Consider the following 15450-nt stretch of genomic DNA (forward strand, 5'->3'; position numbering starts at 1 on the left):
TCTCGGGAGAGATCGATGACACTGCAAGGAAAAGTAGCGCTCGTCGCCGGCGGCAGCCGCGGCGCGGGCAGGGGCATTGCCCTGGAACTGGGCGCGGCCGGTGCCACCGTCTACGTCACCGGGCGGACGACGCGCGACCAGCAGTCCGAGTACCAGCGGCCGGAAACGATCGAGGAAACAGCGGAAGCCATCGACGCGCTCGGCGGCAAGGGCATTGCCGTGCGCGTCGACCACCTGGTTTCGGATGACGTGCGCGATCTCGTTGCCCGCATCCGCAAGGACGAAGGCCGGCTCGACGTGCTGGTCAACGACATCTGGGGCGGCGAGAAGCTGTTCGAGTGGAACAAGCCGGTGTGGGACCACAATCTCGACAATGGCCTGAGGATGCTGAGGCTTTCCATCGACACGCATCTGATCACCGCCCACCACGCGCTGCCGCTGATGATCGAAAAGCCCGGCGGTCTGCTGGTCGAGGTCACCGACGGCACCGCCGAATACAATGCGGTGAACTACCGCCTGTCGCCGTTCTACGACCTGTGCAAGTCGGCGGTGCTGCGCATGGCCTGGGCGCATGCCAAGGATCTCGCCCCGCATGGCGCGACATCGGTGGCGATCACGCCGGGCTGGCTGCGCTCGGAGATGATGCTGGAGCATTTTGGCGTCACCGAAGCCAACTGGCGCGACGCGACCAAGACCATCCCGCATTTCGCCATTTCCGAGACGCCGCGCTTCATTGGCCGTGCCGTGGCCGCCATTGCGGCGGATCCCGATGTGGCGCGCTGGAACGGCCAGTCGCTATCTAGCGGCGCCCTGGCGCAGGTCTATGGTTTCACCGACCTCGATGGCTCGCGGCCGAATGCCTGGCCCTATGTGGTCGAGGTGCAGGATGCCGGCAAGCCGGCCGATACGACGGGCTATCGCTGAACGCCTGACATGCCCACCGAGGGTGCTCGCACGGGAGCAAGGCTGGCGTCGAAGACCTGTTCGAGGTGGCGACGCGAACTTGACCATATACCCCCCTGGGGGATAGTATATGGAAATGACAGACCACGTTCACGTCCATGCCTCCCATCCCGATACGATCAAGCGGCTGAAGCGCGCCGAGGGCCATCTTCGCGGCATCATCGCCATGATCGAGGCGGGCAGGCCTTGCCTCGATGTCGCCCAACAGCTTCATGCGGTGGAAAAGGCCGTCGGCCAGGCCAAGCGCACGCTGATCCAGGATCATCTCGACCATTGCCTGGAGGATGCTGTCGGTGCCTTGCCGCGCGCGCAGCGGCAGTCGATCGACGAGTTCAAGGAAATCACCAAGTACCTTTGAACATGCCGCTGGCTGACGGCCATGCCGCGCCAGCGACCGCTCCGCCCCACAGTGCCTGACACCCGCCAGAGCCCGACAAGAAATGCTTCACATCCTGTCCAATCGCACCTACCGCCATCTGTTTGCGGCGCAGCTGATCGCGCTGATCGGTACTGGCCTTGCCACGGTGGCACTCGGGCTTTTGGCCTATGAACTGGCCGGGCCGGATGCCGGCGTCGTGCTCGGCACGGCACTGGCGATCAAGATGATCGCCTTTGTCGCCGTTGCGCCCGTCGCGGCTGCCTTCGCCGAGCGGCTGCCGCGACGCACGATGCTGGTCTGCCTCGATCTGGTGCGCGCGGCGGTGGTGCTGCTTCTGCCCTTCGTCACCGAGGTGTGGCAGGTCTATGTGCTGATCTTCCTGTTGCAATCGGCTTCGGCCGGCTTCACCCCGGCATTTCAGGCGACGATCCCCGACGTGCTGCCTGATGAGAAGGACTATACCCGCGCGCTGTCGCTGACCCGGCTCGCCTACGATCTCGAAAGCCTGGTCAGCCCGGTGCTAGCCGCTGCACTTTTGACGGTGATCAGCTTCCACAGCCTGTTTGCCGGCACCGTCATCGGCTTTCTGGCTTCGGCCGCCCTGGTGGTCTCGGTGACGTTGCCGAGCCCGAAGCTGTCGGCGCCGCGCGGCATCTATGAGCGGACGACACGGGGCCTCAGGATCTATCTTGCGACGCCACGGCTGCAAGGCCTGCTGGCGGTCAGCATGGCGGTCGCGGCTTCCGGCGCGATGGTGATCGTCAATACCGTCGTCATCGTGCAGGGCGAGTATGGCCTGACGCAGAAGGCGGCGGCGATGGCGCTGGCGGCCTATGGCGGCGGGTCGATGGTGGCGGCACTGATGCTGCCGAGGATTCTCGACCGGGTGCAGGACCGCTCGATCATGTTGGCGGGCATTTCCCTGCTGGCTGTCGGGCTTGTGTGCGGAGCGCTGGTGCAGGGCTTTAATACGCTGTTGCCGCTGTGGTTCATCCTCGGTCTCGGCTATTCGATCGCCCAGACGCCGGCGGGACGGCTGCTCAGGCGCTCGTCGCATGCCGAAGACAGGCCTGCACTTTTCGCCGCCCAGTTCGCGCTGTCCCACGCCTGCTGGCTGATCACCTATCCACTGGCCGGCTGGCTCGGCGTGACTGTTGGCATTTCCCAGACCTTCGTCATCATGGCGGGGATCGCGGCCGCATCCTTGGCGGCGGCCTGCGCGATGTGGCCGGCGACCGATCCCGATGTGCTGGGCCATCACCATGACGATCTCGACGAGGACGATCCGCACTGGGCGGAGGGCGGGCATCGCCTTGGGCAGCGGCACGCGCATGGCTTCGTCATCGACACGCTGCACCAGCAATGGCCGCGCCACGGCTGACGCGCCAAGCGCTCGTGCCGCAGTGACTTTGCGGCGGCAATGTGGCATGGCGCCAGGATGAAGAGCATGCGGCTCCTTTTGCGGGACAGGCTGTCGGCTGGCGCCATCGCCGGCATGATCGCCTTCATGCTGTTGTTCCAGGCGCTGCTTTCGGGTGCCGCATCCGGCGCCATGGCTGCCTCTGCCGCCGACCCGCTCGGCGTCATCTGCACCATGGACGGCATGGGACCGGCAGGCGGCGACAAGCAGCCCGCGCGCAGTCCCGCCGACTGCCCCTGCGGCACGCTCTGCCAGCTGGCCGTGGCGACCACGCCCGGCCTGCCGGGGCAACAGCTTGCCTTCATTCTTGACCGTCCCGAGGCGCATGGCGTCGTCGTTGCTGAGCAGGCAGTGCCGGTTCGGCAAGGCCTGCGCGGCTTGATCGCCGAAGCACGGGCGCCACCTGCGATCTCCATCTGACGTCGAACCGATCAGGGCCGTTCACGCGGCCTGACATTCCACGCCTTTGGAGACAAAAATGTCTGAAATCACCCTCGGACGGGAGAGCAGCGCCGTAGCTGCGCGCTCCGCGTCCAACCTTTACCGCGCCGTCTGGCGCTGGCACTTCTATGCCGGCCTGATGGTTCTGCCCTTCATGATCACGCTCGCCGTGTCAGGCGCACTCTATCTTTTCAAGGACGAGATCGACACTGCCATCTATTCCGACCTCAAGCGCGTCGCCGTCGAATTGAGCAAGGTGTCGCCGGAAGTCATGGTGGATGCGGCCTTGGCCAACTATCCCGGCACGGCGGTGAAATATCTCGACCCGGCAACACCTGAGAGCTCAGCCGAAATCACTGTCACCACCGCCGATTTCGGCAAGCTGGCCGTCTATGTGAACCCCTATAGCGGGCAGGTGCTGGGCGCCTTGCCCGACCGTGGCACGATCATGTGGACCATCCGCTATCTGCACAGCCTGAAATATTTCGGCGACACGGCGCGGCTTTTGATCGAGCTTGCCGGCGGCTGGTCGATCCTGATGGTCGGCACCGGCATCTATCTGTGGTGGCCGCGCGGCAAGAAGGGTGGTGTCGTCAGCGTACGCGGCAAGCCGAAAAACCGCATGTTCTGGCGCGATCTGCATGCGGTGACCGGCCTGTTCGTCGGGTTCTTCATCGCCTTCCTGGCGATCACCGGCATGCCCTGGTCGGGCGTCTGGGGCGAGCAGGTCAATGAATGGGCCAACGGTAGCAACTTTGGCTACCCCTCGGGCGTGCGCGTCGACGTACCGATGTCGGGCGAACATCTCGACCATGTCTCCAAGACGTCGTGGTCGCTGGAGCAGGCCAAGCTGCCGGAATCCTCAGGCGTTGCCGGCACGCCGATCGGGCTGGACAAGGCAGTCGAGACCTTCGACGAGCTAGGGCTGCATCGCGGCTATGCGGTCGCCATTCCGGGCAAGCCAGAAGGCGTCTACACCGGTTCGGTCTATCCCGACGACGCGGCCGAGCAGCGGGTGATCCATCTCGACCAGTACAGCGGCAAGCCGCTGATCGACATGGGCTTTGCCGACTACGGTTTGGGCGGCAAGTGGATGGAATGGGGTATCTCGGTGCATATGGGCCAGGAATTCGGGCTGGCCAACCAGCTGGTGATGCTCGCGGCCTGCATCGGCATCGTGCTTCTGGCGGTCTCGGCCGGCGTGATGTGGTGGAAGCGCCGTCCCGCCGGTTCGCTCGGCGTGCCGCCATTGCCCGATGATACCAAGGTGTTTCGCGGGTTGATCGCGATCCTCGCCATTGGCGGCATCGCCTTTCCGCTCGTCGGCATCTCGCTCGTGGTCATGCTCGCCCTCGACTGGCTGGCAACGCGCCTGTTCAGGCCACAGCTCGCCTGAGCCGAAAAGGCCGTCGTGGCGACGCGGCGGCCAACTTCATTGCTGTGCGTGGCCATCGTCTTGGCGCTGTCGGCCAAGGCCGCTATCATCGGTGATAGGGCTGGCGCGGAAGTCCGCGTCGCTGCCTGGAACGGCGAGGGGGACAGGCCATGTTCAAGATCGCGCTGACCGCATTTTTCACGCTTGCCATCGTTGCGCCGGTGATGGCGACCTCGGGACCCGGGTGCCTGGTCGTCGTCAATGTCGCTGGGAATGATGCGCTCAACATGCGGGCGCGGCCGTCGGCCAATGCCCGCATCGTCGACGTGCTGCCGCCGCAGACCCACGGCATCATCCATCTCGACGCCGCCTGCCGGCCGGCAAGCCAACCCTGGGCGAGCCGCTGGTGCCCGGTAACGCATTACAATGGCGACCGCACCACCAAGGGCTGGGTCAAGGCGCGTTTCGTCCGCGACAGCGACTGTCCGTAACAGGGCATGGCGAGGGCTGGATAACTGGACCAACCGGCTTTGCTTGACCCGTGGCCGGTCCTGGGGCACTGACGCCGTCCCGAAAAAGCGCTCAATTCAAGACTGGCCCAACCTCGAGACTGGCCCAACCTCAAGACTGGCAAGACAATGACCACCGGCAAGCATGGCGGCCATGCAGGCATCGCTTTCGCACTCATCGTGACCAGCACGGTGCTCGGCATCGCCGGCACCGATCTCGTGCTGCCGGCAGTGCCGAGCCTGCCCGAGGTGTTGGGCGGCACCTATGCGCGGGCGCAGTTCGTGCTGGCGGCGTTCGTGACCGGAGCAGCCCTTGGCCTGCTCGCCTTCGGCTCGCTCGGTGCGCGCTTCGACCAGCGCCGCCTGCTGGTCGGCTCGCTGGTGGCCTATGGCCTTGTCTCGGCGCTGGCTGGCCTCAGCACCTCGCTCGAGATGCTGATCGCGTTGCGTTTTCTGCAGGGCGCGGCGGGCGCTGCGGCGGCGGTGTTTGCGCCGGGCATGATCCGCGCGCTCTATGGCGACGAACGCGCCATTGGCAAGCTCGGGCTGTTGGGCAGCATCGAGTCGCTGACACCGGCGCTGGCACCCGTCGCCGGTGTCTGGCTGCTCTCCGTCGCCGGCTGGAACGCCTCGTTCGAGGTCATCGCCGTACTGGCGCTGATGCTCGCCGCAGCGGTGGCAGCACTTGGGAGGCACCTGCCGCGCGTGGTCAGCGGACGCCGCAGCGGTGGTTATGCGCATCTGCTGCGCAATCCGGTGTTTCTGCGTTACGCGGTGAGCCACGCATTTACGCTCGGCGCGCTGCTGGTGATCGTGTTCGCAGCACCGACAGTGTTCGTCGCGGCACTTGGCGCAGGGCTCAAGGACTTCATCGTCATGCAACTCACCGGCATTGCGACCTTCATCGTTGCCGCCAACCTCACCGGCCGGCTGACGGCGCGTTTCGGCGCCGAGCGCATGATCTGGTTCGGCACGGCACTTTCGGCGCTCGGAGGCCTTTCGATGCTGGGCTACGCGCTGGCCGGTGGGACGAACACATTGGTGGTGACGGCGCTGTTCGTGCCGTTCAACTTCGGCCTCGGCTTTCGTGGCCCGCCCGGCTTCCACCGCGCGGTGGTCGCCTCGCATGGCGATGATGCACGCGGCGCTGCCCTCGTCGTCGTCGCCATCCTCGGCACGACCGCTGTCGGCACGGCCCTGGTTGCGCCCTTCATCACACTCGGCCTGTTGCCGCTGGCCGCGGTGGCGGCGGCTCTGGTGCTCGGCGCGTTGCTGCTGCTGGCGCTGATCCCGGCATTGCCGGACCGCTGAGCCGGCTGGGCAGGGACACCAGCTTGGCGGCAGCCATAGTTCTTGATTTCGCCGCCTAACCGGCTGATGGTCCGGCCATGGAGTGGCGCGACGAAGGAATCATCCTTGGCACCCGAAAGCATGGCGAAACCTCCGCCGTGCTCGAGGTGATGACACGTGCCCATGGCCGCCATCTCGGCCTGGTACGTGGCGGCCGCTCGCGCAAGCAGCAGCCGCTGCTGCAGGCGGGCAACCGCGTCGACCTGATCTGGCGCGCGCGCCTCGACGAACATCTCGGCACCTTCCAGGCCGAGCCGATCGAGCTCAATGCCGCGAGGCTGATCGACAGCGCGATTGCCGTCTACGCGCTGCAGACGCTGGCAGCCCATCTCAGGCTTTTGCCCGAGCGCGACCCACATGCCGCCCTTTACGAGACCTTGGCGATCCTGATCGAGCATTTAAGCCAGGCGGATGCCGTTGGCGAACTGGTGGTGCGGTTCGAGTTGCTGGTGCTGGAAGAACTCGGCTTCGGCCTCGATCTCACCGAATGCGCCGCCACCGGCGCGCATGAGGAGCTGACCTTTGTCTCGCCGAAATCGGGCCGTGCGGTGTCGCGCACAGCCGGCGAACCTTGGCGCGACAAGCTGCTGCCATTGCCCGTCTTTCTGCAGCGCGGGGCGCGGCAGGGTGCTGACCTGAAAGCCATCGAAGATGCCTTTCGCCTGTCGAGCTTCTTCTTCGCCCGCCACGTCTACGAACCGCGCGGCATCGAGGTGCCGGACGCGCGCAGCGGGCTGTTGATGGCGCTGCGGAAATTCTACGCTGCCCAAGCGATTTCCCCCCGTGCGATTTCCCATGGAGACACTGCCGCATGAGCGAAGTCGAACTGTTCCCCGGCCTCGTGTCTCCGCTTGGCCTGGGCACCATTCCGCATGAGGACGTGCATCTCTATTCCGGCGCCCAATTGCTGCAGCGTGTCGTCGACGGGCTCTACCCGGCGCCGCCGATCGCAGCAGTGATGAATTTTGGCCTGACCGAAGTGGAAGCGGGACGCGCGGTGTTTCGTGGCTTGCCCGGCGAACCCCATCTCAATCCACTCGGCACCGTGCATGGCGGCTGGGCTGCGACCTTGCTCGATTCGGCACTGGGTTGCGCCGTGCACAGCACGCTGGACAAGGGCGAGGCCTACACAACCGTCGAGTTCAAGGTCAACCTGACTCGGCCGATCACGCCTAAAACAGGCGAAGTGGTCTGCGAAGGCAGGGTGATCCACAAGGGCCGCACGCTTGCCGTGTCGGAAGCGACGCTGAAGGACAAGGACGGCAAGCTGCTCGCCTTCGGCACCGAAACATGTTCGATCTTTCCCGTCGCCAATCTGGCGGCGCGGTGAGCCGGCCAATCTGAGGGGGAACGGCCATGCTTGAGAGCCTGTTGGGCGTCATCGCCATCGTCGCGCTGATCGTCATCGTTTCGAAGCAGCAGAGCCGGCTCGGCCTGCTCGAGCGCGAGTTGGGCGCGCTGCGCAGCCTGGTGCTGTCAGGCGCCGTGCCGGCGCCAACCGCCAAAGCGGCGGAGGTCAAGGCGGAGACGGTGAGCGAGGCAGCCTTGCCAGCGGCGCTGGCGGCAGAATTGGCCGACCAGACAACCGCAGCGGAATCTGTCGCAGAAACGTCAGCGACGCCTGAGGCCGCGCCAGTCGAAGAATTGCCCGTGGCGGCGAATGCCGAGGCGGATGCAGCCGCGTCGGGGCCGTGGAGCGCTACGCCAGCGGCAGCCGAGCCGGCACAGGCTGCGGCGCGCGCGACGCCCGACATCGAGACAGCGCTCGGCACACGCTGGGCGGTGTGGGTCGGTGGTCTGGCGCTGGCCTTCGGCGCGGTGTTCTTGATCCGCTATTCCATCGAATCCGGCTTCTTCGGCCCTGGCTTGCGGCTCAGCATGGCCGCCCTGCTCGGGCTGGTGCTGGTCGGCGGCGGTGAGTTCATCCGCCGCACCGGCTACCGTGTGCCGATCCAGAACGGCTCCACCGCCTACATCCCGGCGATCCTGACGGCGGCGGGCGCGTTCGCCCTGTTCGGCACCATCTATGCCGCGCACGGCATCTATGGCTTCATCGGCGCCGGCCCGGCCTTCGTGCTTTTGGGCATTGTCGGCGTCGCCACCATTGCCGCCGCATTGGCCCATGGCCAGGCGCTGGCCGGCCTGGGCCTGCTCGGCTCGATGGTGACACCGGTGCTGGTCGCATCGACCGCGCCCAATTATTGGGCGCTGTTCGGCTACCTCGCCATCGTGCTGGTGGCGACGGCGGGGGTTGCCCGCACCCGCAGGTGGTCGCTGCTGATGGGTGCTGCCTTCATCGGCACCGGCCTGTGGACGCTGCTCTACCTCGCTGACGCGCCGCTGGCGAGTTTTGCGGTGGTGCTGTTCATTTCCGCCGTTACGCTTGCGGCCTTGGCGCTGCTGTGGCTCGGCCGCGACGACGAGCCGGCCTCACTCGACTGGCCGTCGATGGTGCCGGCCTTCTTCGTCGCCATGACATCGGTGGTGCTGTTCATCCATCCGACCTATGCCGCATTGGGCGGCCCACTGCGCGGGACCATCCTTTTGGTCGGCATGCTGGCGGTGGCGCTTTACCGTCCGGCGGCCGTGTCGCTGCTGTTTGCAGCGGGCCTTGCCGCTGTGCTGGTCTACCTGCGCAATGCACTGGGCGGCACCTTCGATCTCGATCTGCCGATCGGCGCGCTCACTGTCGAAGGGCTGCCGATCGAGGTTGCCGGCTCGACGCTGACCCGCATCGGCTGGTTGCTCGGACTGGTGTTTGCCGGAGCGGGCTTGTGGAGCGCGCAGCGACAGGTGACGACCGCACCCTGGCGTGCCGCCACCTGGGCCGGTTGGGGCGTGGCGGTGCCGCTGGTGGTGCTGTTTTCACTCTGGATCGCTTATGGCAACCCCGACCGCGATCTGTTGCGCGCGCTCATTGCAGTTGTTCTTGTCGCCGGCTTCGTCGCCGGTGGTGAATGGATCGCCCGCAACGAACAGCCACAGCTGACCGGCGGCCCTGCCGTATCCTTCGCCTTCGGCGGGGCAGGGGTGGCGCTGCTTTTGGCCCTGCATATGGGCTTCGGCTCGGGCTTCACCACCGTGTTGCTTGGCTTGGCTGCGGCAGTTCCGGCTCTGGCGACGAGGCAGCGCAGCTATCCGGTGCTCGGCTGGCTGAGCGTCGCGGCAGCGGTTGCGGTGCTGATCCGGGTAGCGTTCGATCCGACCATCGTTGGCGCCGACGTGCTCGGCAAGACTCCGGTATTCAATTGGCTCCTGCCCGGCTATGGCATTCCGGCACTTGCCTTCGGCCTTGCCGCCTGGCAGCTGGCCCGCACCACAAATGGGCGGCCGCGTCTGGTCATGGAGGCCGTCGCAGCGCTGTTTTCACTGCTGACGCTGGCGATGCTGGTGCGCCACGCGATGAATGGCGGCGTCATCACCTCCGACGTGCCGACGCTGGCCGAACAGGCGATCTACACGCTGATCGCACTCGGCGGCGGCGCCATGCTGGTGGCGCTCGACATGCGTTCGCCGAGCCCGGTGCTGCGCTACGGTTCGCTCGGCATCGGCGTGGTGTCGGTGCTGTCGATCGTCGGCCAGCACTTCCTGGTGCTCAACCCGCTGTTCACCAACGAAAGTACCGGCGGCATCGTGTTCTTCAACCTGCTGTTCCTCGCCTATCTGCTGCCGGCGGCGGCAGCGGCGGCGCTGGCGTATTACGCCCGGGGCAAGCGGCCGCAATGGTATTCGGCGATGCTGGCGCTGGTCGCTGCACTGCTGGCCTTCGCCTATGCGACGCTGTCGGTCCGGCGGCTGTTCCAGGGCGAGCATATCGGCCTGTGGGCCGGGCTCGGGCAGGTCGAGACCTACAGCTATTCGGCACTTTGGCTGGCCATGGGCGTCGGCCTGCTGGTCGCCGGTGTGACGCTGAAATCGCAGGTGCTGCGCATCGCCTCGGCAGCATTGATCTCGGTCGCCGTGGCCAAGGTCTTCCTGTTCGACATGTCCGAACTGGAAGGCGTGTTGCGCGCGCTGTCCTTCATCGGCCTGGGTGGCGTGCTGATCGGCATCGGCCTGTTCTACCAGCGCCTGCTGACGCGGGCGGCGCGCTAGCGCCGCAAGCCGCGGTTGCCAACCCGGCCGAGAAGGCATGGTGACAGCACAACAGGTGCTGCACTGCAGGTTTCAGCCGGCTGGCGCCTTCGGTTTTGCCGCCGGCTTGCCGCGGGGCGAAGGCTGGCGCCGGACCATACGTTTCGGCGCCTTGAGGGGAACCGCAGGCGTGTCCGACAGCGCCCCTGCCGCTGCGGCCGTCATGTCGTATGCGACAAAGTCGGCGTTCAGCTCGGTGGCGAGTTTTCCGGCATCGCGGCCTGGTGACGCGTCGGCCCAGAGAACGATGCCGACGCGCAGGTTCTTTCCGGCTCGCTTGAGCCGGCGCACGACGTAGCGGCCATGGTTCACCGAGTCGGAGTTGAGGAAGCCGACGATCGCGGTCTGGAACGTGCCGAGCGGCAGGTTGCGGATGTTGGCAGGATCGACATCGGTATGGCTCGCTGTCGCCGCCGAGGCTCCCTGAACTGTCAGGACCTGGGCGAGCATGGCGGCGGCGGCGTCGTCGAGATCGCCGCGCCCGCCTATGCAAAGCACCGATTTTCCCGATCCGTCCGGCAGTTCGTCGCCCTCCGGGCTTTCGTCCGGCTCGCTATCTTCCGCAGCGACGTCTTCTTCTTCCTCCGCTTCTTCATTGGCGATCTCGTTCAGGTTGGCGACCAGCGTCGCAGCACTTGCCGCAACACGCCGGCGCTGCTCGTCGGTCAGCGCGCCGCGCGCGCGGTCGCGTTCGCCGAGCAGCAATGCCGGAACGGCCACGCTGCCATAGAAGTCGACGAGGTATTCGGTCTCGAGCATCTCCTCGGCGTGGTCCGTTGCCTCCTCCGGGTCGCCGGCCAGCAGACGCTGGTAAAGGCGCTCCTTGGGATCGAGGACCGGCTCGTTGCCGAACAGGACCTCGAGGAATGCAAACTGCGGAACGTGCTTGCCAAGCACGACGAGGCAGACGGTGAGCGGCGTCGACAGCACCAGCCCGACCGGTCCCCACAGCCAGGTCCAGAAGATCGCGGCGACAATGATGGCCAGCGGCGAAAGGCCCGTCCGGGAGCCGTAGAGCCATGGCTCGATGATGTTGTTGATGATGAGTTCCATGGCGATGAACAGTGCCGCCGCCCACAGGACGAGCGACCAGCCCGGCGCCACCGCCAGGGCAAGGAAAAGCGGCAGGATCATCGCGATCGCCGGGCCGATATAGGGCACGAAGCGCAGCACGATCGCCAGCAGGCCCCACAGCACCGCGTTCGGTATGCCCAGCAACCAGAGCCCGATGCCGATCGGCACGCCATAGGCAACGTTCACGACCAACTGCATCAGCAGATACTGCCCGACCCTGCGGCCGGCATCCTGAAGCGCTTCGGTGGTTCGATGCAGGTCGCCATAGCCGACCAGCCGAATGAAGCGGTCGCGCAGGTCCTCGCGCTCCAGCAGCATGAAGATGACGACCACGATGACCAGGCCGGCGGTGGCAAGCGGGCCGATCAGCGGCGCGATCAGGTTCTTCAGGGTTTCTATCGGACGCTGGGGCGTGAAGATCTCGACCAGCAGCGGGTCCGGCTGCGATGGCTGCCTCGGCCCGACTGTTTCGCCTTCGGGCTTGTCGATCTCTTGTCCGACGCGCTCGATGACCCCGCTCAGCCTGTCGATGATGCCGTTGCCGCCGCCGGTCTCCTTGAGCGAGCGCACCTTCTCAAGGATGTTGGACTGATAGGTCGGCAGGTTCTGGGCAACTTCGCCGATCTGCGACGCTACGACGAAACTGAATACCGCGACCATGCCAAAGGCGGCCATGACGCAGGCGATGACCGAAACTAGCCTGGGCACGCCGAGCCGACGAAGCCAGCTGACGATCGGCGCGAGCGCGAAGGTGAGCAGTATGGCGATTGCCAGCGGCAGCAGTACGTCGCGCGCGAAATAGAGGATGGCGACCATGGCCGCGGTGGCGGCAAAGGGCGGCAATGTGGTCTTCGCAGCCGGCTGCAATGAAATCTGGCCTGCCAAGCCCCGGTCTTTCCTGATCTCGACCACCTGAAGCCTCCTGGCCTGCACTGCTGGCTGACGATGTCAGCCTTGCCACCGTCACATGTTCCGCTTGCGGAGCGCAACAGGCCGGCAGATGCCGTCCAGAACCATGATCGTCGCAGAACGTCGGCCTTGGCAATGGCCTGTGGTCGCTTGGTTCAGGGTGCCATGCGTGGCCGTGGCGGTGGGCAGATCGCAAATAATGCCACCGCAGCCCAGTAAAGTTTGCAGGATCGCACCAAATGCGTGCCGGCGCGATCGCTCACGCCGGCGCCGAGGGCGGTCGGGCATACCGTCCTGAAGACAGGACGGCCGCTACCGTCGATGAAACACCCCTATCGTGTCGTTGCCGTCTTTGCCTGCGGCGCGGGATGGCGGGTTTCGAGCGTGGCGGCGTGGTGGGCGCGGCCCGTTGCCCTGAGGCGTTCGAGATAGGCGGTCAGCTCGCCCTTGCAGTGATAGGGCCCACCCTCGCGCATGACGGTCACCAGCGGATCGACGTCGGTCTCGCTTCTGGCGAGCGTTTCGGAGCGCCAGTCCTCCAAGAGCTTGCTCGCATGAGCGACGATATCGGGCCTGGCGTCGGCAAGGTCGTGCTGCTCGTGCGGATCGTAGGTGAGGTTGTAGAGTTCGACAGGCTCCAGGTCCTTGTAGCCGTCGTGATAGGTGCGCAGCATCAGCCAGTCGGCGTCCTCGCTGCGGAAACGCACGCCGCGCTGCACCGCCCAGGCGCCCTGCGACAGGACGAGGAACTCGCGCCCGCCCTGCTCGCCGGCCGAAAGTGCCGGCGCGAAAGACTTGCCGTCCCAGACATCGGGCACCTTGCCGCCGAGCTTGTCGATCAGCGTCGCTGCCCAGTCGAAATGATAGTGCAGCCCTTCGTTGACGCCGCGCATGTCGGCGGCACCCGGCCAGCGCATGACCAGCGGCACGTTGCAGGTGTATTCGTCTGCGGTCTGGTGATCGGCCCAGACGTTCAACTCGCCCATGTTCTCGCCGTGGTCGGCGCCGATCACGATGATGGTATCTTCGAACAGGCCGAGTTCCTTCAGTGTCTTAACGAGCATGCCGACATGATCGTCGGCATATTTGACGCCGGTGTCGTAGCCGTCGAACCAGGCCTTCGCCTTGTCGAGATCGTCGATCGGCACCGGCATGCGCGCATAGCCGGACGGGTCGGCGTCATAGCCGCGCGGCTCCATCGGGCTGTGCGGCCCAAAACCGTTCGTCTGTTCGGCCAGAACCTCGCGTGTCATCCACGACGGGATCGGGTCGTTGGCGAACGGGTCGCCGAAGCTTTCCGGCACGCGATAGGGCGTGTGGGGATCCCAGACGTTGACATGCAGGAACCACTTCTTCGCCTTGCCGTTGCGGCGCAGCCAGTCGATCGCCACCGGCACGACCTCGTCGGCGTTCTCCATGCCGCCTTTGCCCGGGTTGAACATCTCGTTGAAGCCGGCATACCAGTGCCAGCAGCCGTGACGCTCGCCGAAGGACGAAATGGTCGCGGTGTGGTAGCCGAGGTCGCGCAGCGCCTTCATCCAGCCTTCCTCATAGAAGGTACCGGCCCAAGCGCGCTCGGCACCCTCCCTGAACGGCTCGCACGCCGTGCCGCCGTGACCGACGACGCCGGTGCGCAGCCCATGCCTGCCGCTCCACAGCGCCGTGCGCGAGGGGTGGCAGGGCACGTCGGAGACATAGACGTTCTCGAACCGAATCCCTTCGGCTGCCAGCGCATCGATCACGGGCGAGGTGTTGCGGTGGTAGCCGTAGCAGCCGAGGTGGTCGCGGCGCAGGCTGTCGATGTCGATGTAGAGAACGTTCATGGGATCACGCTTGGATGGGAGTTGTCGGGAAAGGCCTCGCCGCCAAAGCGGCGAGGCAAGTTGGCTCGATCAGCCGGCGTAGAGATCGCCGAGGTAGTAGTCTTTCGGATCGAGCGGGTCCTTCAGCTTGCCGAAAGCGACAAACTGCTGGTTGAGGCCCTTGAGCCAGCCGGCAACGCTGCCGTCCTTGGTGGCGGCGATCAGCTCGGCGCTGGTCAGGTACTTGCCGTTATTGCTCTCGGTGATCAGCGGCTCGGCCGGCACGCCCAGGAACTTGGCGGTGATTTCGACGGAACGTGGCACGTCGGCGGCGCGGAAGTCGTTGGCGTCCTTCAGCACGGCGATCATCTTCTTCACCGTGTCCGGATCCTGCGCGGCAACCTCGTTTCGTGTGACGAAAGCCGAAGGGAAAGAGTTGGCCGGGAAGAAGTCGGCGCTCTGGGCGACTTCGACCAGGTCGGGAACCGTCTTCTTGATGACGCCGACGAGCGGGTACCAGATGCCGGCACCGTCGATCTGCTTGGAGGCGAAGGCCGACACCACTGTGCTGGGGTCCATCTTGACCACCTCGACGTCGGTGAGTTGCATACCGGCCTTGGCGAGGGCCAGGCGCAGCAGCATGTCGCCGGAAGTGCCCTCGGGAACGCCGATCTTCTTGCCCTTGAGGTCGGCCATAGAATTGAAGCCGGCCTGAGCGATGACACGGTCGGAGAGGCCGAGCGCGTTCATGGCGACGATCTTGGCCTTGCCCGAGGCCGGCAGCCACAGCGCACCGGGGCCGACATAGCCGAAATCGAGGCTGCCGGCACCAAGCGCCTGGACCTGGATCGGACCGTTGGTGAACACCTTGAGTTCGGCTTCGAGGCCATGCTTGGCCCACAGGTCCTGGTCGCTGGCAATAGCGGTCAGGCTGGTGCCGAAATAGTCGGCGATGTAGCCGACACGCACCGCCTTGGCCTCGGCGCGCGCGGCCGATCCGAATGAAAGCACCGTCGGTGCTGCCAGCGCGCTTGCCGACGCGGCGAGAAAGCCGCGTCTTGTCAGGTTGATCTTCATGTTGTTCCTCCCTGTGA

Annotated in this window: 13 protein-coding genes; 10 read left to right on the top strand and 3 right to left on the bottom strand. The window is 65.7% G+C overall.

Going from position 1 to position 15450, the window contains the following annotated elements; translation table 11 throughout:
- Positions 1-15 precede the first annotated feature (15 nt).
- From IHE39_RS02485 to IHE39_RS02530, 10 genes are all read left to right on the top strand, one after another.
- The gene (locus IHE39_RS02485; RefSeq protein ID WP_192565400.1) at positions 16-924 is read left to right on the top strand and encodes an SDR family oxidoreductase; all 909 of its coding nucleotides are present in this window, start codon (positions 16-18) and stop codon (positions 922-924) included.
- Positions 925-1039: 115 nt separating this feature from the next.
- A complete protein-coding gene (locus tag IHE39_RS02490) occupies positions 1040-1321 on the top strand; it encodes a metal-sensing transcriptional repressor (RefSeq protein ID WP_281397504.1) in 282 nt (93 codons plus the stop codon).
- Between the two features lie 82 nt (positions 1322-1403).
- A complete protein-coding gene (locus IHE39_RS02495; RefSeq protein ID WP_184769230.1) occupies positions 1404-2723 on the top strand; it encodes an MFS transporter in 1320 nt (439 codons plus the stop codon).
- 66 nt (positions 2724-2789) lie between these two features.
- Positions 2790-3182 (top strand): DUF2946 family protein, encoded by a 393-nt coding sequence (locus IHE39_RS02500; protein WP_192565401.1) that lies wholly within the window; start codon positions 2790-2792, stop codon positions 3180-3182.
- A 58-nt stretch (positions 3183-3240) separates the two neighbouring features.
- Positions 3241-4599 carry a PepSY-associated TM helix domain-containing protein gene (locus tag IHE39_RS02505; RefSeq protein ID WP_192565402.1) on the top strand — a complete coding sequence of 453 codons (1359 nt, stop codon included), beginning with the start codon at positions 3241-3243 and terminating at the stop codon, positions 4597-4599.
- A 149-nt stretch (positions 4600-4748) separates the two neighbouring features.
- A complete protein-coding gene (locus IHE39_RS02510) occupies positions 4749-5069 on the top strand; it encodes an SH3 domain-containing protein (RefSeq protein ID WP_192565403.1) in 321 nt (106 codons plus the stop codon).
- Between the two features lie 147 nt (positions 5070-5216).
- Entirely contained in the window at positions 5217-6398 is a 1182-nt protein-coding gene (locus tag IHE39_RS02515; protein ID WP_192565404.1) for an MFS transporter, read from the top strand.
- Positions 6399-6475: 77 nt separating this feature from the next.
- Positions 6476-7252 carry a DNA repair protein RecO gene (gene recO / locus IHE39_RS02520; protein WP_184769225.1) on the top strand — a complete coding sequence of 259 codons (777 nt, stop codon included), beginning with the start codon at positions 6476-6478 and terminating at the stop codon, positions 7250-7252.
- Positions 7249-7767 carry a PaaI family thioesterase gene (locus IHE39_RS02525; protein WP_192565405.1) on the top strand — a complete coding sequence of 173 codons (519 nt, stop codon included), beginning with the start codon at positions 7249-7251 and terminating at the stop codon, positions 7765-7767. The genes recO and IHE39_RS02525 overlap by 4 nt, the downstream gene beginning before the upstream one ends.
- Positions 7768-7793: 26 nt before the next feature.
- Positions 7794-10532, top strand: coding sequence for a DUF2339 domain-containing protein (locus IHE39_RS02530; protein ID WP_192565406.1), 2739 nt, complete (start codon positions 7794-7796; stop codon positions 10530-10532).
- Positions 10533-10604: 72 nt separating this feature from the next.
- Here IHE39_RS02530 and IHE39_RS02535 read toward each other — a convergent pair whose 3' ends face one another.
- The 3 genes from IHE39_RS02535 to IHE39_RS02545 form a co-directional block, all read right to left on the bottom strand.
- Positions 10605-12557 carry an AI-2E family transporter gene (locus tag IHE39_RS02535; RefSeq protein WP_434781272.1) on the bottom strand — a complete coding sequence of 651 codons (1953 nt, stop codon included), beginning with the start codon at positions 12555-12557 and terminating at the stop codon, positions 10605-10607.
- Between the two features lie 329 nt (positions 12558-12886).
- Positions 12887-14377: a sulfatase family protein gene (locus IHE39_RS02540; RefSeq protein ID WP_192565407.1), complete on the bottom strand. Its 1491-nt coding sequence runs from the start codon at positions 14375-14377 to the stop codon at positions 12887-12889.
- A 69-nt stretch (positions 14378-14446) separates the two neighbouring features.
- Complete coding sequence (locus IHE39_RS02545; protein ID WP_434781290.1) at positions 14447-15421, bottom strand: aliphatic sulfonate ABC transporter substrate-binding protein; 975 nt, start codon at positions 15419-15421, stop codon at positions 14447-14449.
- Between the last annotated feature and the right edge of the window lie 29 nt (positions 15422-15450).

The organism is Aminobacter carboxidus (genome assembly GCF_014863355.1).
Classification (GTDB): Bacteria; Pseudomonadota; Alphaproteobacteria; order Rhizobiales; family Rhizobiaceae; genus Aminobacter; species Aminobacter carboxidus.